Raw genomic sequence first — 17,708 nt, 5'->3', positions numbered from 1 at the left:
ACGCGTCAAAAACTGAGCTGGCTGGAAAAACCCAAAACCAGACGCTCATTCGGAAACCATCCGGGTTTGATCACCGGCGTGCCGGCGAAAATGTCTGCAGCAAAACGCCCCTGATTCAATTGCAGGCCAATCACTCCCCCCGCCAGCTTGCCGCCTTCCCCTGGCTGTTGTTTGGCCAATTGACCATAGTCGAACCCGACATAGGGTTGCAGCATGCCACGCTCCAACGTCAGCGTATTGCGCAGATACCCCCCGCTGCTGCCGATCAGTTTGCTATCGCCGCTAAACCCGCGCACCGTTGAACGATCGCCGATAAACGACTTGTCCTGGCTCGGTTGTGCGGCGTTCGCCCACTGCCCCGAGAGCTCCCCGAGATAACGCAGGCGGTGGCCAGACACACTGATGGGTTTCAGCATACTGCCGCCCACTCGCAGCCGGTGTTCTGCATTTGAACTGCCCTCGCCGACGCCGACAATGGCATCGGCGGTCAGCGCGATCTGCGAACGGGAACCGTAATACAGATGGCTAACCCCCAACTTCAGACTGGTTAGCCGCGCGCTCTGCAAGGCGATTTCCGTATCATTGACGTAATAGCGGTAATACCGTTGCAACAGTTGGGCATTCAGCGCCGTTTTCTTATTCATCCCACGTGTTAACGTATAGTCAGCCTGCAGGCCCCAATACTGTGCACGACCGTTATAACGGTAATCGGTGAAATTACCGATGAGAGTTCGATGATCCCGGCTTTCACCGCCCAACGCGCTGAAGCGCCAGAATCCCCAAGGCAGGCTATAGTACAGAGCGCGGCTTTCATTGCCTTTGCCCGGCGGTGCCAGAACGCTGCGCGCCATCGACAGGTAAAAAACATCGCCCAATGCGCTCAAATTATCGAGATACAACGCGCCGCCGGCCTGATAACGCCCCGTAGAACGAACGCCAGCGTCATCCGCCCAAGCGGTAAAACGCCAATATTTATCCTGTTGGCGCAGGATCTCGATATCGCTTTCGCCTACTCGTTCGCCCGGAACAATGCGGATATCGCTGATAACGCCCGGTATCCCCCCCATGTTCTCCAGCCCTTGCTCGATACGGCGCAAATTCAGCACATCACCGGCAGCAATGGGAAAAAGCGTATCGGGGCGAAAATAGGTGCTGCTGCCCGCCTGCATTCTCAACTGGCCGATACGGCCATAATGCACGCGAACCTTCAATATTCCTGCCGGTACCGCTTGCACGTCAAACTGCACCCGCGAAGTGATATAGCCTTGTGCAATCAGCTCATTTTGCAGCTTCTTGTGCAATTTCGCCAACCCTTGCTCCCCCATACAGCGCCCGCGGGCAGCGTGCGCCAACCGTTCGAAAGAAGTAAGGCTTGCTGGCGCCATCGCCATTTCGACAGAGCCGATCACCCAACAGGGGGACTCGTTGACAAAAATATCCGTTGGCGCGTTTTGTTCCGGCAGCGGTGACAAGACAGAGGGGGTAGACGGTAACAGTTTGCGCTGCGTATCGCCGATGAGGTTTTCCTGGCTGACGAGTTGTTTCACAGGAGCCTGTACAGAATCCGCACGGCTGAAACCGCTGAACAACACGGCTAGACAAAGAATAAAAAATTCCCTTTTCATGCTCTCTCACTCATTCCCCCACCCAAGAGTGGGGGAAACGCCTATCACATCCAATAAGACCAACCGTAAGGCCAGCCGAAACCGCCGTATCCCCAACCCCAGTTATTCACGGGTTTGTTGATGTCCCGACCGTTGTTGGTGACCAGGCCGGACGTGGAGCGCATCGTGCCGGAGTTGTTGAAAGAGACGCCGCGATGGCTGATATCGCCAAACGCTTCAATCCTGCCGTAGTTGCTGAAGCTGGTATCCGACAAGCTGACGGAGGAGGTGCGGGAAACGATATGTCCGCGGTTGGTAATGGACGTCCCCTGGATCGCCGCGCCGTTTTGGGCTTCGATCACGCCATTGTCAGCGTTAAACAAGCTGGTGGCGTTGAGTTGCAAAGCCTGCGCGGATTGAATGCCGCCGGTATTGTCGACGCGGGTCGCTTGCAGTGTCAGCGCGCCGTTTTGCGTTTTGACGCTGCCGCGATTGTTCAGCTGGGTCGCATTGACCTGCATTGCCCCGCCTTCAATGCGGCCGGTATTGTCCAACTGTGTGGCCGTGATGGATGCCGAACGCGCGCTCACACTCTTTTCATTTTGCAGCCGGGTGGCGCTGATGTTCAATTGCCCCTGTGAAGCGATGTTCCCTTGATTGACCAGCGAGTCGGTACTGATGTCGGCGCCGCCATTTTTCGCCTGAATCTGCCCGCGGTTGGCGATACCGACGGAAGCACGGGATACGTTTTGAGCGCCGTTGCCGATTTGCACACGTTCATAACTTCCCGAGTCGGTTTGGATACTGACGATACTGACATTGTTCAACGAGGAGCCGGCGTTGGAGCCCGCCACATTGGCATTGCCGCTATTGACGCCTACGCCGTTTTCATTGGCAACCAGCTTAATCTTGTTGGCGTACATGCCGCCCACCTCGGCGACATCGATCAGCACTTCAGGCTTATCTTTAGACGCCTCAACGCTATTGAAGCGGGATAAATCCGCTGAAACCGTTTTTTTCCCCGCCGAGACCAACAGCGCCTCCGCATGAACCGCCGCGCTGATTTCAGCCGTGCGCGCAATGATGGCCGTATAATCGACATCGCCTTTCTTCAGCCCGTCGCCCTCGACTCGGATATTTCCTTGATTAACCCCGTAGCCGTTAAAAGCGCCATCCTTGAACTGCAAGTCGGCGGTAGTTAATACGCCGTTGCTAGCATTGATAAAGCCGCAGCCGTTACAGGTAATACCGGATTTATTGGCAATCACGACATCGGCGCGTTGCCCGGCGACTTCTACCATCCCCTGCAAGATACTTTTATTCGCCGAGTTCACTTCATTCAGAATGACCTTAGCCGCGCGGTCCCCTAACTGAGCGTTCCCTGCAACGGCCCCGGCCAATGACGTATTCGCGCCAGAAAGGCTGTTATTTAAAATAGCGCCCTGAGCGCCGACGTCGAACTGCGTGTAAACGTTATGCGACACACCGTCCGCGCCAGGGCGGTTAATATTCACCACCGGCACCTGATTAGCATGGTCAACCGACGCGCCCCCCGGCTGAGGCGTTATTTGCGCTAACAATGGCGCGCTGGGCATCAGTAAAGCCGCTGCCGACAGCAACAAGGTCTTCTTATTCACCTTCATTAATTTTCTCCTTAAATAACCAGCTCCACTGCCGTCGCCGCCAATAAATATCAACATGAATGATATTTAAAGTCTGGACTATGCAATGGATATATCCTTTTTTGCGATGCGCTTATTCCTGAACGCAACATGAAGGCGTTTGCTCACGAGTGGCCAGCGTGCATTTGAAAGAAGGCACGCGTTCGACAAGCGCCAAGAATGAATTGAGCAGGAAGTCCGCAGACAGAAAGCCGACAGAACCGTCGATTTTCGATAGCTATAATACCGACAACCACTAATAATAAAATCAATAAATACTTAATATATTGAAGATGGATATTATAGATAGAATAAGAGAAAATAATTTTTATATTATTCGATAAAAATATAATTATAACGGTAGGGTTATTCAGTCGCGCAAATCACACGATGCAGGAAAATCGCCGGCGGCGGGCTGCGCCGGCGGGGATGGCTTAAGGGCGATAAACCTTCACATTGGTAAACCCCTGCTCCAGCAGGTACAGCGCCTGCAGGCGGCTCATCACGCCACGATCGCAGTACAGCAGGTAAGTTTTGCTCTGATCCAGGGAGCCAAACTGCGTGCTGAGTTTGTAGAACGGCAGCGGTTTCACCTCAACCTGTTCCAGCTTCAGCGGCTTCTCTTCTTGCTCGTCGTTAGAACGGATATCCAGGATCACTTCGTCAGCGCCAAAGGCCGCCACGGTTTCTACTTCAGCAACCTGTTCCTGCGCCTGTTCGGCGATGGTACGGATATCGACATTCTTCGCTTCACTCACCACGCGGTCGAGAATGGAAAAATCGAAGTGACTTTCCTCTTCTTCAATTTTGGCTTTGATCGCTTTTACCGTCGGGCTTTTCGAGATCACACCACAGTATTCCGGCATGGTCTTGGCAAAGTCTTCGGTGCCGATTTCGCGCGCCACTTTGATGATGTGTTCTTTGTCGTGCGAAATCAGCGGACGCAGGATCAGGGTATCGGACGCATTGTCGATCAAACGCAGATTAGTCAGCGTCTGGCTGGACACCTGGCCCAGCGCCTCACCGGTGACCAGCGCCTGTACGCCATAACGTTCCGCAACTTGCGAGGCGGCGCGCACCATCATGCGTTTGAGCACCACGCCCATCTGGCCATCGTCGACCTTTTCCAGGATCTCGCCGACCACGGGTTCGAAATCGATGGCGACAAAACGCACCTTGTGCGAGCTGGCAAAGCGGTTCCACAGATAATACGCCACCTGCTTGACGCCGATTTCATGCGCCGCACCGCCCAGATTGAAGAAACAGTAATGCACGCGGCAACCGCGACGCATCAGCATATAGCTGGAAACGCCCGAGTCGAAACCGCCGGAAATCAGCGACAGCACGTCTTCCTGAGTGCCCACCGGGTAACCGCCGATGCCTTCGCGGCGCGCTTTTACCAGCATCAGCTTGTCGTCTTCGATTTCCAGGTTGACCGTCACCTGCGGGTGCGACAGCTTAACGCGCGCACTTTCGATGTGCTGGTTCAAACCGCCGCCAACGTAACGTTCCACGTCCTGCGAGTTGAAGTCTTGCTTGCCACGGCGCTTAACGCGCACGCAGAAGGTCTTACCCTCCAATTGCTCGCGGTAGGCTTCCAGCGTCTGCTCGAAAATATGGTGGATATCGGTGTAGCCGCGGTCTTCCACTTCCAGAATATGGTGGATGCCGGGAATGCGCGTCAGCGCGTCGGCAATCACCGGCCGCTGATTTTCATCTTTGGCGCGAACTTCGATATGATCCCAGTGACGGACAACCGCCAGCGTTTCATCATACTGCTTCAGGACGTTGCGGATATTGGTCGAGAGAATCTTGATAAAGCGCAAGCGCACAGATTGACTCTTGATGGTGATTTCCGGGAACAATTTAATGATAAACTTCATGGCGGTCTTTATTGTCAGAATTACGAGGGAAAAGGATTTACAATGTATATGCGGCGCAGAGTATATCACTATCTGGTGAAGCCCGGTGCACAAAACCACACATGCGCGCCATGATTTGCTAATCAAAATCCGCTAGGATAGGCTCTGGCGCCACTGTTCACATGATGATGTAAAAAGAAAATTATGCCGAAAAAACCTGCACAATCAGACAGTACAGAGCAAAGCATCAGCTTTGAAAGTTCCCTCAGCGAACTGGAAAACATCGTGACGCGTCTGGAATCGGGTGAGTTACCGCTGGAAGACGCGCTGAATGAATTCGAACGCGGCGTTCAGTTGGCGCGTCAGGGCCAACAGAAGCTGCAACAGGCCGAGCAGCGTGTGCAAATTTTACTTAACGACAGCGCCGATGACGCCGCGCTGGCGCCTTTCACCCCGGATGCAGAGTAATCGTCATGTCTGAGATCGTCCAACAGGCCGCTTTTTCTGAGCAGTTACAGGCTTTTCGCCAGCGGGCCGACCGCGCGCTGCTGGATTTTATCGCGCCGCTGCCGTTCAATGAAGGCAACATGGTGGCCGCCATGCGCCACGGCGCGCTGCTGGGCGGCAAACGTCTGCGCCCGTTCCTGGTGTATACCACCGGGCAGATGTTTGGCGTTTCACTGAATAATTTGGATGTGCCGGCCGCTGCGGTAGAATGCATTCATGCCTATTCGTTGATCCACGACGATCTTCCGGCAATGGACGATGACGATCTGCGTCGCGGTCAGCCTACCTGCCATATCAAATTTGGTGAAGCCAGCGCGATCCTGGCGGGTGATGCACTGCAGACGCTGGCATTTTCCATTCTGGCCGATGCCGACATGCCCGACGTGGCGCTGCGCGATCGGCTGGCCATGGTGTCCGAACTGGCGACCGCCAGCGGCGCTGCCGGCATGTGCGGTGGCCAGTCGTTGGATCTCGAGGCTGAAGGCAGGCAAATTGATCTGCCTGCGCTGGAACTGATACACCGCCACAAGACCGGCGCATTAATCCGCGCGGCGGTTCGCCTTGGGGCTTTGGCCGCCGGTGAACCTGGCCGTGCAGCGCTGCCGCAGCTTGACCGTTACGCTGCGGCGATCGGCCTGGCGTTTCAGGTACAGGATGACATTTTGGACGTTGTCGGCGAAACCGAGAAAATCGGTAAACGCCAGGGAGCGGACCAGCAACACGGAAAGAGCACCTATCCAGCTTTGCTCGGGCTTGACAGCGCGAAAGCAAAAGCGTGGGATCTCTATCAGGAAGCTTTAGCTGCATTAGACACTTTGGCAGCGCAATCTTATAACACAGCGCCATTGCGAGCGTTAGCCAGCTTCATTATTGAACGCGACAATTAACGTGTGACGTTAACTCCTCTGATATGAGTATCGAATGAGTCTTGATATAGCCAAATACCCGACCTTGGCGCTAGTGGAAAATCCCGATGAACTCCGCTCGCTGCCAAAAGAGAGCCTGCCGAAGCTGTGTGACGAACTGCGGCAATACCTGCTGGACAGCGTCAGCCGCTCCAGCGGCCACTTTGCGTCCGGGCTGGGTACCGTCGAACTGACGGTGGCATTGCACTATGTTTACAACACACCCTTCGATCATCTGGTGTGGGACGTTGGCCACCAGGCCTACCCGCATAAAATTCTGACCGGCCGTCGCGACAGGATTTCCACCATCCGCCAGAAAGACGGCCTGCACCCTTTTCCCTGGCGTGCTGAGAGTGAATATGACGTGCTGTCGGTTGGCCACTCGTCTACCTCGATCAGCGCCGGCCTCGGCATGGCGGTTGCCGCAGAGCGTGAAGGCAAGAATCGCCGCACGGTCTGCGTGATTGGCGACGGTGCGATCACCGCCGGCATGGCGTTTGAAGCCATGAACCACGCCGGGGACATCAACCCGGATATGCTGGTGGTGCTGAACGATAACGAAATGTCGATTTCCGAAAACGTGGGCGCGCTGAACAATCATCTGGCGCAACTGCTTTCCGGCAAACTCTATTCCACCCTGCGCGAAGGCGGCAAAAGAGTGCTGTCCGGCCTGCCGCCCATCAAAGAGTTGGTCAAACGCACCGAAGAACACCTGAAAGGCATGGTAGTACCGGGCACGCTGTTCGAAGAGCTGGGTTTTAACTACATCGGTCCGGTTGACGGCCACGATGTCCAGGGGCTGGTCGCCACGCTGAAAAACATGCGTGATCTGAAAGGCCCGCAGTTGCTGCACATCATGACCAAAAAGGGCCGGGGTTACGCGCCGGCGGAAAAAGATCCGATCAGCTTCCACGCAGTGCCGAAATTCGATCCAGCCAGCGGCACCTTGCCGAAAAGCGCCGGCGGTCAACCGTCCTATTCAAAAATCTTCGGTGACTGGCTGTGCGAAACCGCCGCCAAAGACAGCTCGCTAATGGCCATTACCCCAGCGATGCGCGAAGGCTCCGGCATGGTGCAATTCTCTCGTGACTATCCGCAGCAATACTTTGACGTCGCCATTGCCGAACAGCATGCGGTCACCTTTGCCGCCGGTCTGGCGATTGGCGGCTACAAGCCGGTGGTGGCGATTTACTCCACCTTCCTGCAGCGCGCTTACGATCAACTGATCCACGATGTGGCGATCCAAAAACTGCCGGTGATGTTTGCCATCGATCGCGGCGGTATCGTCGGCGCCGACGGCCAGACTCACCAGGGGGCGTTCGATCTGTCATTCATGCGCTGTATCCCGACCATGGTGATCATGACGCCAAGTGATGAGAACGAATGCCGCCAGATGCTGTACACCGGCTATCACTATAACGAAGGCCCAAGCGCCGTCCGCTACCCGCGCGGTAACGGCACAGGTGCGCAGCTGGAACCGCTTGGCGCGTTGCCGATAGGCAAAGGCGTGGTGCGCCGGGAAGGCGAAAAGGTCGCGATACTGAACTTTGGTACCCTGCTGCCGGAAGCGGCTCAGGTGGCGGAGGCTCTCAATGCCACGCTGGTGGATATGCGTTTCGTGAAACCGCTGGACGAACAGCTGGTGCTGGAACTGGCTGCCAGCCACGAGGTACTGGTCACGCTGGAAGAGAACGCCATTATGGGCGGCGCCGGCAGCGGCGTGAACGAGCTGCTGATGGCCAAACGCCGCGCAGTGCCGGTACTGAATATCGGCCTGCCGGACAGCTTTGTGTCGCAAGGCAGCCAGGAAGAGGTTCGGGTCGATTTGGGCTTGGACGCCGCCGGCATACGGCGACAAATCGAAGCCTGGCTGGCGCAATAATCCCCGCGCCTGATTGACCGACGCCTCCGCTTTGCGGGGGCGTTTTCGTCTCAGTCATCCCGATAATCCACTACAGTTATAGATCTGTGCTGACACTCGGAGGCAAGCATGAAGTATCTGAAACTGGGTAACACCGATCTGAACGTCTCGCGCATCTGCCTGGGTTGTATGACCTACGGTGAACCCAACCGCGGCAACCACGCCTGGACGCTGCCGGAAGAAAGCAGCCGTCCGCTGCTGAAGCAGGCACTGGATGCCGGCATCAATTTCTTCGACACCGCCAACAGCTACTCAGACGGCAGCAGCGAGGAGATCGTCGGCCGGGCGCTGAGGGATTACGCGCGCCGTGATGACGTGGTGATCGCCACCAAAGTCTATTTCCCCCTGAGTAATCTGGAACGCGGGTTGTCGCGCGCCAAAATCATGCAGTCTATCGACGACAGCCTGAAACGATTGGGCACCGACTATGTCGATCTACTGCAAATCCACCGTTGGGATTATGAAACGCCCATTGAAGAAACGCTGGAAGCACTGCATGACGTGGTCAGGGCCGGTAAAGCGCGCTATATAGGCGCGTCGTCGATGTATGCCTGGCAATTCGCCAAAGCGCTGTACACCGCCGATCTGCACGGCTGGACGCGGTTTGTCAGCATGCAGGACCAGTACAACCTGATTCAACGTGAGGAAGAGCGCGAAATGCATCCGCTGTGTGCCGCCGAAGGCATCGCGGTGCTGCCGTGGAGCCCGCTGGCTCGCGGCCGTCTGACTCGCCCATGGGGTGAAACCACCGCACGGCTGGTGTCCGATCAGGTCGGCAAAAATCTGTATGACGAAACCGAAGGTATCGATGGCATTATCGCCGAACGCGTCGCCACCCTTGCACAAGAACGCAGTGTATCGCGTGCACAGATTGCGCTGGCCTGGCTGTTGAGCAAACCGGTGGTCAGTGCTCCTATTATCGGCGCCTCGCGCCAGGAACATCTGGAAGACGCCGTGGCCGCCGTCGATCTGGCATTAACGCCCGAAGAGATTGCCGAGCTGGAAACGGCCTATGTGCCGCATCACGTGACGGGGTTTGAATAACGCGGAGGTTTCAAGGGCGCAGCCGTGTTGAACTGCGCCCCTGCAATCAAAACAGCCCGAGCGGCCAGTGGTGGCCAATCAGGTAGATGATGCCGGCCGAAAGCACCCCGGCGACGATGTCGTCGACCATGATGCCCATACCGCCATGCACGTTGCGATCGAACCAGCGGATAGGCCAGGGTTTCCACATGTCGAGAATACGGAAAATCACAAAACCTGCGGCTACCCACTGCCAGTCGTTAACCGGCAACGCCATCAGCGTGATCCACATGCCGACAAACTCGTCCCAGACGATGCTGCCGTGATCGTGTACCCGCATATCCTTGGCTGTCTGGTGGCACAAATAGACGCCGATACAGATGCTGAACATCACCAGCAGCGAATAGAGCTGCCACGGCAGTTGGATCAGCAGCAACCAGAACGGAATTGCCGCCAGCGATCCCATGGTGCCCGGCACCACCGGTGACAGGCCGCTGCCGAAACCGGTAGCCAGCAAATGCCACGGATTGCTCATCCGCAGACGGCGTTTAGCTTCATCCATGTTACGCCTGCTCCGCGCTGAAATGATCGAAGCCCTTCCACGGCAGCTCCACCGCTTCATCGTTGCGGTAGAATTTAATGCCTTCGGAAAGCGGACCAATCTGGCCAATACAGGTGTAATCCGCGCCCAGATGGCTCAGCGCCACTTCCAGCGCACCGCGATTGATTTCCGGCACCGTAAAGCACAGTTCGTAATCCTCACCGCCAGTCAGCGCCCAGCGCAGCGCTTGTTCAGCGTCCGTATGGCTGCTCAACACCTGCGACAGCGGCAGCTCATCCAGAACGATGCGCGCCCCGCACTCGGAGGCTTTCAGCACGTGCTTCAGATCGGAGATCAGCCCGTCGGAAATATCGATCGCAGAGCTGGCCAAATCACGCAGCGCCTGCCCTTGCAACACCCGTGGCTGCGGCCGCAGATGGCGGCCAATCAGGTAATCGCGGGCGTCGGTATCCGCTACCTGCAGGCGATCCTGCAAGATAGCCAGGCCGGCGGCGCTGTCGCCCAACGTACCGGTAACGTAGATCCAATCACCGATGCGCGCACCGCTGCGGGTCAACGCCCGGCCGGCCGGGATCAAGCCATGAATGGTTAACGTCATGCTCAACGGGCCGCGCGTGGTGTCGCCGCCAATCAATTGCATACCGTAATAATTAAGCTGTTCGAACAGGCTGTCGCTGAACGCCTTCAGCCAGGGCTCATTCACGTCAGGCAAGGTTAACGCCAGTGAAAGCCAGGCCGGATCGGCGCCCATTGCCGCCAGATCGCTCAGGTTGACTGCCAGCGCTTTGTAGCCGAGATCGGCCGGATCGATATCCGGCAGGAAGTGAACGCCCGAAACCAGGGTGTCGGTACTGACGGCCAAAAGCTGTTTTTCTGCCACTGTCAGGAGTGCGCAGTCATCTCCAATGCCCAACTGTACGTCCCGGCGCAGACTCTTAAACCGGTCAAAATAGCGGGCAATGAGGTCAAATTCGCCGCATGCCATGGTCGATATTCCAATAGAAGAAATTAAGGCCGGCGATGCCGGCCTTAATTTTTTATTTTTTCTTGCGAATGCTTGGTGCTGCTTTATCCAGCACGCCATTCACAAACTTGTGGCTGTCTTCGGCGCCGAAGGTTTTCGCCAGTTCGATCGCTTCGTTGATAGCCACTTTGTAAGGCACATCCTCACGCATTTTCAGCTCAAACAGCGCAATACGCAGGACGGCTCTTTCTACCTGGCCCAGCTCTTCGAGCTGACGCGACAGGAAAGGTGCCATCAGGCCATCTAGCAGACCCGCATTCACCGCCACGCCGGACAGCAGCTCCCGAAAATAGGCGATGTCCACATCTTTGACATCTTGCTCCGTCAGGAACTGGTGTTCAACATCGGCAATGTCATTTTTAGACAACTGCCAAGAGTAAAGCGCTTGAACAGCGCACTCACGAGCGCGGCGACGAGCAGCAGGTTTCACGGAATTCCCCTTAACTAAATTCAGGCTTTAATAGCTTTGATAACATTAATCATTTCAAGTGCGGTCAGAGCCGCTTCAGCACCCTTGTTGCCCGCTTTGGTGCCGGCACGCTCGATAGCCTGTTCGATGCTCTCGGTGGTCAGCACGCCAAAGGCAACCGGGATTTCAGCGTTCAGCGAAACATTGCCGATGCCGGAGCTGGCTTCGCCCGCTACATATTCGAAGTGCGCGGTGCCCCCACGGATAACGGTGCCCAACGCGATAATCGCATCGTATTTGCCGGTGTTGGCCAGCACGCGAGCCGTCAGCGGCAGCTCGTAAGCGCCCGGGACCCAGACAACGGTGATGTTGTCGTCAGCAACCTGACCAATGCGCTTGAGTGCGTCGATGGCACCTTGCAGCAGGCTGTCGTTGATGAAATTGTTAAAACGTGCAATTGCGATCGCCACACGGGCATTTGGAGTAGCAACAACACCTTCGATAACTTTCATGGGCTTTCCTTAAAAATGGGTTCGATACCCCGCAGGGGGGCGGATTCTATCACATTCTTTATCTGCCTGCGCGGCGGTTTTGTAAAACGCCAATCGGAGCGGCAAACAGACTTTACATTCAGTATTTCGGCTTCAGCCGCAAGCGCAGGTCGGGGCCGATTTGCCGTACTTCGCTGAAGACGAATTCCGGCGCATCGGCCAGGTTTTCAAGGCCCGGCAACCGGCACAGGCCGCGCCCATTATCGCCCATCAGTTTTGGCGCGATGTACAAAATGAGCTCATCAACCAGCCCTGCCTGCAACAACGCGCCGGAAAGCGCAGCGCCGGCTTCTACCCAGATGGAATTCACCTGGCGTTTCGCCAGTTGCATCATCATCACAACCAGATCCACCCCGCCGCCGTGCGCCGGAAATGTCAGTTGTTCAACCTCCTGCGGCCAGTTCTGATCGTCCGGCTGCAACCGCGCCAGCCAGGTCGTTCCCGGCTGCTGCACTACCCGATGCTGCGGCGTTACGCGGTTCTGGCTGTCGAGGATAATGCGCAGCGGCTGGCGCAGATTTTCACGCGGGTAGAGGCTCTGAGTGGCGGTATCCAGCTCATCCCAACGCACCGTCAGCGATGGATCGTCGGCCAACACGGTGGCGCTGGTGCTCAGGATGGAGGCGCTTTGCGCTCTCAAACGCTGCACGTCCTGCCGCGCCTGCGGTGAGGTGATCCACTGGCTCTCGCCGGAAGCCATGGCCGTGCGGCCATCGAGCGAGGCCCCCAGCTTCAGTTGCACATAAGGAAAACCGGTGCGCATGCGTTTGAGAAAACCCGGATTCACCGCTTCCGCATCGCTCAGCATCAGGCCATGGCGCACGTCTATACCCGCCTGTTGCAGCTTGTACAGGCCACGACCGGCAACCTCCGGGTTGGGATCCTGCATCGCCGCAACCACGCGGGCAACACCGGCGGCGACCAGCGCATCAGCGCAAGGCGGCGTGCGCCCGTGATGGCTGCAAGGCTCCAGCGTGACATAAGCGGTGGCGCCGCGCGCGCGCGCGCCCGCCATGCGCAACGCATGCACTTCCGCATGAGGTTCGCCGGCGCGCAGGTGATAACCTTCACCGACGATTTCGCCGTCACGCACGATAACGCAGCCGACGTTCGGGTTCGGTGCGGTAGTGAAACGCCCCAGCCGCGCCAACTCAAAGGCACGTGCCATATAAAATTCGTCGTTATGCATGCGCTATCCCTTAGTCTTGCAGACGGGCGATTTCTTCGCCGAATTCGCGAATATCTTCAAAGCTGCGGTAAACCGAGGCGAAACGAATATAGGCCACTTTATCCAGCTTCTTCAGCGCGTCCATCACCAGGTTGCCGACCAGCTTGGTCGGTACTTCGCGTTCACCGGTGGCGCGCAGCTGGGATTTGATGTGGTTAATCGCATTTTCCACGTCGTCGGAGCTGACCGGACGTTTTTCCAACGCTTTCAACATGCCGCGACGCAGTTTGTCTTCGTTGAACGGCTCACGCACTTCGTCGCTTTTTATCACCCGTGGCATCACCAGTTCAGCCACTTCAAAGGTGGTGAAACGCTCATTACAAACCAAACACTGGCGGCGACGGCGCACCTGCGAACCATCGCCCACCAGACGGGAATCAATGACTTTGGTATCAACGGCGGCGCAAAAAGGGCAATGCATAACACGTCCTGATAAACGTTTTCATAGTTAAGAGCAGTTTACCCCGAAGTGCGGTCACAACAAAGGCCGTCGACCATTTGTTGCGAGCCGCGATACCGAATGGCGCTAAAACGGCGGCGCGCATGACTTTCCTCGCCGGGCGGGCTAAGCTGATAACAGGAGATATTGAATAGGAAATCGCCGCCATGACAACCCCTTATCCGAAAGTTTTCCTGCTCAGCGCGCTTATTCTGCTGGCGGGCTGTGCGCAAACTCACGAGGTGCCGAAGCTCCGCCACCAGGTGGTTGAACTGAATCAGAAATTAACTACGCTGACCCAGCAAGCCACCGTGCTGGAACAGCAGAACCAGCTGAATCAGAGCTCTACCAGCGGCGTCTACCTGCTGCCTGCGGCCAATAACGCCGCGCGCCTGCAAAGCAGCATCGGCGAACTGAGCGTGTCGCTCAGCCACGTAAAAGCCGAAGCCAACGGCACCCAGGCATTGCTGCACGTTCGCACGCTCTCGCAGGCTTCGCTGCCGGCATTTAAAGCGGTGGTGGAATGGGGGCAACTGGATGCCGTCACCGGTAAACCGCTAACCGCCGACTCGCTGTCACAACCGGTCGCCAGTGCAGACTCGCTGTTGCCGAAGCCGGAGCAGAATTTCGAACTGCGCTTTAGCGGCCTGACGCCGGAGCAACTGGGCTTTGTCCGGCTGCACAGTATCGTTCCGACCGCCCAACCGGCGGTGGTACAGCAACACTGATCCGCACTCCCTCGCCGCAGGCAAAAAAAAGGAGCGCCAAACGGCACTCCTTTTTATTTCACCGAAAAATCAGTGTATTAAGGCAGAATCGAAGGCTGATCTGCGCCCTCTTTTTCCACTTTCTGTTGCAGCATGTGCTCGCGTTTCATACCCAGTTTCAACGCCAGCGCGGACGCTACGTAGATAGAGGATACGGTACCGATAGACACGCCGATCAGCATCGCCAACGAGAAGCCCTGCAGCATGGCGCCACCGAAGATGTACAGCATCAGCACCACCATCAAGGTGGTACCGGAGGTCATCAATGTACGGCTCAACGTTTGGGTCAACGACACGTTCATGATTTCGTAAGGCGTTCCGCGACGGATCTTGCGGAAGTTCTCACGAATACGGTCGGAAACCACGATACTGTCGTTCAGCGAGTAACCGATAACCGACATCAACGATGCGACAATGGTCAGGTCAATCTCGATATGGAACAGCGACAGCACGCCCATAGTGATGATCACGTCGTGCGCCAGCGCAATAACCGCCCCCAGCGCCAGGCGCCATTCGAAGCGGAAACCGACGTAGATCAGGATACAGATCAACGCCACCAGCAACGCCATGCCGCCGGTCTGCGCCAGTTCACTGCCCACGCTCGGGCCGACGAACTCGATACGCTTCACGGTGGCGTTTTTATCCACCGCGCCGTTGATCACGCCGATCACTTTATTGCCCAGTTCCTGGCCTGCAGTGCCGGTCGCCGGTGGCATACGCACCATCACGTCACGGCTGCTGCCGAAGTTCTGAATAATCGGGTCCTGGAACCCGGCTTTTTCCAGCGTATCGCGCATCAGATCGAGGTTAGCCGGCTTTTCCAGGCTGATTTCGATTACCGTACCGCCGGTAAAATCCAGACCCCAGTTAAACCCGCGTACCGACATGGTGGCGATTGACGCGACCAACAGCAGCAATGAGATGCCGAAGGCCACGTAATCCCAGCGCATAAAGTCATAGACTTTACGGCCGTAGTTGAGTTGTTCAACAGTATAATCCTGTGCCACAACGCACTCCTCAGATAGACAGCTTGTTAATGCGTTTGCCGCCGTAAAGCAGGTTGACGATGGCACGGGTACCGACAATCGCGGTGAACATGGACGTCGCCACACCGATTGCGGTCGTAATCGCAAAGCCCTTGATCGAACCGGTGCCCACTGCGTACAGAATGATGGCGGTGATCAGGGTAGTGATGTTGGCGTCAACAATACTGGAGAACGCGCCTTTATAGCCTTCATGGATCGCCTGTTGAATGGAGCGTCCATTCTTCAGCTCTTCCTTGATACGTTCGTTTATCAGTACGTTGGCGTCGACCGCCACCGCCAGCGTCAGCACGATACCGGCAATGCCCGGCATGGTCAGCGTCGCCCCCGGCAACAGGGACATCACGCCGACAATCAGCACCAGGTTGGCCACCAGCGCCGTCGTGGCGATCATGCCGAACTTACGGTACCAAACCACCATGAACACGATGGAAGCCACCAGGCCCCACAGACAGGCTTCCAGACCTTGGGTAATGTTCTGTTGCCCCAGGGTTGGGCCGATAGTACGTTCTTCCACGATCTGGATAGGTGCAATCAGCGCACCGGCGCGCAGCAGCAGCGAGAGCTGACGTGCTTCGTTCGGGTTGCCGATACCGGTGATACGGAAGCTGTTGCCCAAGCGTGACTGAATGTTCGCCACGTTGATCACTTCTTCCTGCTTCACCAGAATCGCACGGCCGTTGGCGTCTTTCTTGCCGCTGTCCTTATATTCCACGAACAGGGTCGCCATCGGTTTGCCGATGTTGTCCTTGGTGAAGTTGGACATTGACGTGCCGCCGGCGCTGTCGAGCGAGATATTAACCTGCGGCTGGTTGTATTCGTCGGTGCTGGAGGTGGAGTCGGTGATGTGGTCACCGGTCAGGATCACACGCTTATACAGCACTACCGGCTGGCCTTCGCGCGTGTTTTTCACCTCGGAATCACCTGGTACACGGCCGTTGGCCGCGGCTGTCGCATCCGCGTTGGTGTTGACCAGACGGAATTCCAGCGTAGCGGTAGCGCCCAGAATCTCTTTGGCGCGTGCGGTGTCCTGGATACCCGGCAATTCAACCACGATACGGTCAGAGCCCTGGCGCTGCACCAGCGGTTCGGCAACGCCGAGCTGGTTGACGCGGTTACGCAGGATAGTGATGTTCTGCTGCACCGCATATTCGCGCGCTTCGCTCAGACGAGCATCCGTCAGGCTGGCTTTCAGGGTATTGGTGCCATTGGCGGAAAGCACCAGATCGCGCTGACGCGGGGTAATGTAGCTGATGGCCTGATCGCGAGCGGCATCGTCACGGAAGCGAACTTCCACGCCGTTGTTGTCCAGCTTGCGGATAGACGCATAAGGAATGCCCTTTTCACGCAATTCGCTGCGCAGGGTATCCATGGTTTGTTCCTGCAGCTTGCCCAGCGCGGTGTCCATGTCCACTTCCATCAGGAAGTGCACGCCACCACGCAGGTCCAGGCCCAGCTTCATCGGCTCGGCGCCCAACATGGCCAACCAGGCCGGCGTGGCCGGAGCCAGGTTCAGCGCGACGACGAACTTGTCGCCCAGCTCCGCCATCAAGGCTTCACGGGCACGCAACTGAACGTCAGGATCTTTAAAGCGAGCCAGGATGGCGCCATTTTCCAACGCAATCGACTTGCTCGCGATATTGTCTTTTTCTAATACGGTACGGACTTGGTCCAGCGTAGTTTCACTGGCGGCGACACCGCGCGCGCCAGTGATTTGTACAGCCGGATCCTCACCATAGAGGTTGGGAAGCGCATAAAGCAGACCGACGATGATCACCACGATCAGCATCAGATACTTCCACAAAGGATAACGGTTTAGCACGGCAATTCCCTTCGGGAAAACAAAATTACAGGGCCTTCATGGTACCTTTCGGCAGAACGGCCGCCACGAAGTCACGCTTGATCATCACTTCCGTGGTGTCGTTCAGCGCAATGGCGATGATGCCGGTGTCAGCCACTTTGGTTACGCGGCCAATCAGGCCACCGGTGGTCAGCACTTCATCACCCTTGCCAATCGAGTCCATCAGCTTCTTGTGCTCTTTAGCGCGTTTTTGCTGCGGGCGCAGGATCATGAAATAGAAAATCAGACCAAACACGACCAGCATAATGATCAGAGAGTACGGGCTTCCCTGAGCCGGGGCCCCTGCGGATGCGACGGCGTCAGAAATGAAAAAGCTCATTGAAATTCCCTCATTAAGTTAT

17 protein-coding genes are annotated in these 17,708 nt (G+C 56.7%); 5 read left to right on the top strand and 12 right to left on the bottom strand.

What is annotated here, in order from left to right:
• Nucleotides 1-5: 5 nt before the first annotated feature.
• From ACTJJ1_RS14500 to thiI, 3 genes are all read right to left on the bottom strand, one after another.
• A complete protein-coding gene (locus tag ACTJJ1_RS14500; RefSeq protein ID WP_440834205.1) occupies nucleotides 6-1,547 on the bottom strand; it encodes a ShlB/FhaC/HecB family hemolysin secretion/activation protein in 1,542 nt (513 codons plus the stop codon).
• 122 nt (nucleotides 1,548-1,669) lie between these two features.
• On the bottom strand, nucleotides 1,670-3,247 hold the full coding sequence (locus ACTJJ1_RS14495) for a filamentous hemagglutinin N-terminal domain-containing protein (RefSeq protein WP_440834203.1): 1,578 nt from the start codon (nucleotides 3,245-3,247) through the stop codon (nucleotides 1,670-1,672).
• Nucleotides 3,248-3,699: 452 nt separating this feature from the next.
• Nucleotides 3,700-5,148: a tRNA uracil 4-sulfurtransferase ThiI gene (gene thiI, locus ACTJJ1_RS14490; protein ID WP_004949278.1), complete on the bottom strand. Its 1,449-nt coding sequence runs from the start codon at nucleotides 5,146-5,148 to the stop codon at nucleotides 3,700-3,702.
• A gap of 183 nt (nucleotides 5,149-5,331) precedes the next feature.
• Here thiI and xseB point away from each other — a divergent pair, with 183 nt between their 5' ends.
• From xseB to ACTJJ1_RS14470, 4 genes are all read left to right on the top strand, one after another.
• On the top strand, nucleotides 5,332-5,595 hold the full coding sequence (xseB, locus tag ACTJJ1_RS14485; RefSeq protein ID WP_004949276.1) for an exodeoxyribonuclease VII small subunit: 264 nt from the start codon (nucleotides 5,332-5,334) through the stop codon (nucleotides 5,593-5,595).
• Between the two features lie 5 nt (nucleotides 5,596-5,600).
• Entirely contained in the window at nucleotides 5,601-6,521 is a 921-nt protein-coding gene (gene ispA, locus ACTJJ1_RS14480; RefSeq protein WP_004949273.1) for a (2E,6E)-farnesyl diphosphate synthase, read from the top strand.
• Nucleotides 6,522-6,555: 34 nt separating this feature from the next.
• Nucleotides 6,556-8,421 carry a 1-deoxy-D-xylulose-5-phosphate synthase gene (gene dxs, locus ACTJJ1_RS14475; RefSeq protein WP_004949271.1) on the top strand — a complete coding sequence of 622 codons (1,866 nt, stop codon included), beginning with the start codon at nucleotides 6,556-6,558 and terminating at the stop codon, nucleotides 8,419-8,421.
• A gap of 108 nt (nucleotides 8,422-8,529) precedes the next feature.
• Nucleotides 8,530-9,504 carry an aldo/keto reductase gene (locus tag ACTJJ1_RS14470; protein WP_440834199.1) on the top strand — a complete coding sequence of 325 codons (975 nt, stop codon included), beginning with the start codon at nucleotides 8,530-8,532 and terminating at the stop codon, nucleotides 9,502-9,504.
• Between the two features lie 46 nt (nucleotides 9,505-9,550).
• On the opposite strand, the gene pgpA is transcribed toward ACTJJ1_RS14470, so the two are convergent.
• From pgpA to nrdR, 6 genes are all read right to left on the bottom strand, one after another.
• A complete protein-coding gene (pgpA, locus tag ACTJJ1_RS14465; protein ID WP_170865747.1) occupies nucleotides 9,551-10,105 on the bottom strand; it encodes a phosphatidylglycerophosphatase A in 555 nt (184 codons plus the stop codon).
• Nucleotides 10,047-11,030, bottom strand: a complete 984-nt coding sequence (thiL, locus tag ACTJJ1_RS14460) for a thiamine-phosphate kinase (protein ID WP_004949265.1) — start codon at nucleotides 11,028-11,030, stop codon at nucleotides 10,047-10,049. Before thiL ends, pgpA begins: the two co-directional genes overlap by 59 nt.
• Nucleotides 11,031-11,082: 52 nt before the next feature.
• Nucleotides 11,083-11,499, bottom strand: a complete 417-nt coding sequence (gene nusB, locus ACTJJ1_RS14455; RefSeq protein WP_006319758.1) for a transcription antitermination factor NusB — start codon at nucleotides 11,497-11,499, stop codon at nucleotides 11,083-11,085.
• A gap of 20 nt (nucleotides 11,500-11,519) precedes the next feature.
• Entirely contained in the window at nucleotides 11,520-11,990 is a 471-nt protein-coding gene (ribH, locus tag ACTJJ1_RS14450; protein WP_004949262.1) for a 6,7-dimethyl-8-ribityllumazine synthase, read from the bottom strand.
• 118 nt (nucleotides 11,991-12,108) lie between these two features.
• The gene (ribD, locus tag ACTJJ1_RS14445; RefSeq protein WP_440834196.1) at nucleotides 12,109-13,218 is read right to left on the bottom strand and encodes a bifunctional diaminohydroxyphosphoribosylaminopyrimidine deaminase/5-amino-6-(5-phosphoribosylamino)uracil reductase RibD; all 1,110 of its coding nucleotides are present in this window, start codon (nucleotides 13,216-13,218) and stop codon (nucleotides 12,109-12,111) included.
• Between the two features lie 10 nt (nucleotides 13,219-13,228).
• Entirely contained in the window at nucleotides 13,229-13,678 is a 450-nt protein-coding gene (gene nrdR, locus ACTJJ1_RS14440) for a transcriptional regulator NrdR (RefSeq protein WP_004949256.1), read from the bottom strand.
• Between the two features lie 185 nt (nucleotides 13,679-13,863).
• On the opposite strand from nrdR, the gene ACTJJ1_RS14435 reads away from it, so the two are divergent.
• The gene (locus ACTJJ1_RS14435; protein ID WP_440834193.1) at nucleotides 13,864-14,424 is read left to right on the top strand and encodes a DUF3251 domain-containing protein; all 561 of its coding nucleotides are present in this window, start codon (nucleotides 13,864-13,866) and stop codon (nucleotides 14,422-14,424) included.
• 77 nt (nucleotides 14,425-14,501) lie between these two features.
• Here ACTJJ1_RS14435 and secF read toward each other — a convergent pair whose 3' ends face one another.
• The 3 genes from secF to yajC are packed head-to-tail and all read right to left on the bottom strand — an operon-like array spanning nucleotide 14,502 to nucleotide 17,686.
• Nucleotides 14,502-15,470, bottom strand: a complete 969-nt coding sequence (secF, locus tag ACTJJ1_RS14430; RefSeq protein WP_004949252.1) for a protein translocase subunit SecF — start codon at nucleotides 15,468-15,470, stop codon at nucleotides 14,502-14,504.
• A gap of 10 nt (nucleotides 15,471-15,480) precedes the next feature.
• The gene (gene secD / locus ACTJJ1_RS14425) at nucleotides 15,481-17,328 is read right to left on the bottom strand and encodes a protein translocase subunit SecD (protein WP_071531432.1); all 1,848 of its coding nucleotides are present in this window, start codon (nucleotides 17,326-17,328) and stop codon (nucleotides 15,481-15,483) included.
• Between the two features lie 25 nt (nucleotides 17,329-17,353).
• Entirely contained in the window at nucleotides 17,354-17,686 is a 333-nt protein-coding gene (gene yajC, locus ACTJJ1_RS14420) for a preprotein translocase subunit YajC (protein WP_004949246.1), read from the bottom strand.
• Between the last annotated feature and the right edge of the window lie 22 nt (nucleotides 17,687-17,708).

This window comes from Serratia sp. 22264, assembly GCF_052045345.1.
GTDB lineage: Bacteria > Pseudomonadota > Gammaproteobacteria > Enterobacterales > Enterobacteriaceae > Serratia > Serratia plymuthica.
Note: the sequence above shows the minus strand (reverse complement) of the source record. Positions and strands in the feature narration are given on the sequence as shown.

Excerpts from the sequence above, each read along its gene's own strand:
- yajC (WP_004949246.1), bottom strand. The coding sequence starts at position 17,686 with ATGAGCTTTTTCATTTCTGACGCCGTCGCATCCGCAGGGGCCCCGGCT.
- ACTJJ1_RS14470 (WP_440834199.1), top strand. The coding sequence starts at position 8,530 with ATGAAGTATCTGAAACTGGGTAACACCGATCTGAACGTCTCGCGCATC.
- ACTJJ1_RS14495 (WP_440834203.1), bottom strand. The coding sequence starts at position 3,247 with ATGAAGGTGAATAAGAAGACCTTGTTGCTGTCGGCAGCGGCTTTACTG.
- ribH (WP_004949262.1), bottom strand. The coding sequence starts at position 11,990 with ATGAAAGTTATCGAAGGTGTTGTTGCTACTCCAAATGCCCGTGTGGCG.
- ispA (WP_004949273.1), top strand. The coding sequence starts at position 5,601 with ATGTCTGAGATCGTCCAACAGGCCGCTTTTTCTGAGCAGTTACAGGCT.
- ACTJJ1_RS14435 (WP_440834193.1), top strand. The coding sequence starts at position 13,864 with ATGACAACCCCTTATCCGAAAGTTTTCCTGCTCAGCGCGCTTATTCTG.
- thiI (WP_004949278.1), bottom strand. The coding sequence starts at position 5,148 with ATGAAGTTTATCATTAAATTGTTCCCGGAAATCACCATCAAGAGTCAA.
- xseB (WP_004949276.1), top strand. The coding sequence starts at position 5,332 with ATGCCGAAAAAACCTGCACAATCAGACAGTACAGAGCAAAGCATCAGC.
- dxs (WP_004949271.1), top strand. The coding sequence starts at position 6,556 with ATGAGTCTTGATATAGCCAAATACCCGACCTTGGCGCTAGTGGAAAAT.
- ribD (WP_440834196.1), bottom strand. The coding sequence starts at position 13,218 with ATGCATAACGACGAATTTTATATGGCACGTGCCTTTGAGTTGGCGCGG.
- thiL (WP_004949265.1), bottom strand. The coding sequence starts at position 11,030 with ATGGCATGCGGCGAATTTGACCTCATTGCCCGCTATTTTGACCGGTTT.
- nrdR (WP_004949256.1), bottom strand. The coding sequence starts at position 13,678 with ATGCATTGCCCTTTTTGCGCCGCCGTTGATACCAAAGTCATTGATTCC.
- pgpA (WP_170865747.1), bottom strand. The coding sequence starts at position 10,105 with ATGAAGCGGTGGAGCTGCCGTGGAAGGGCTTCGATCATTTCAGCGCGG.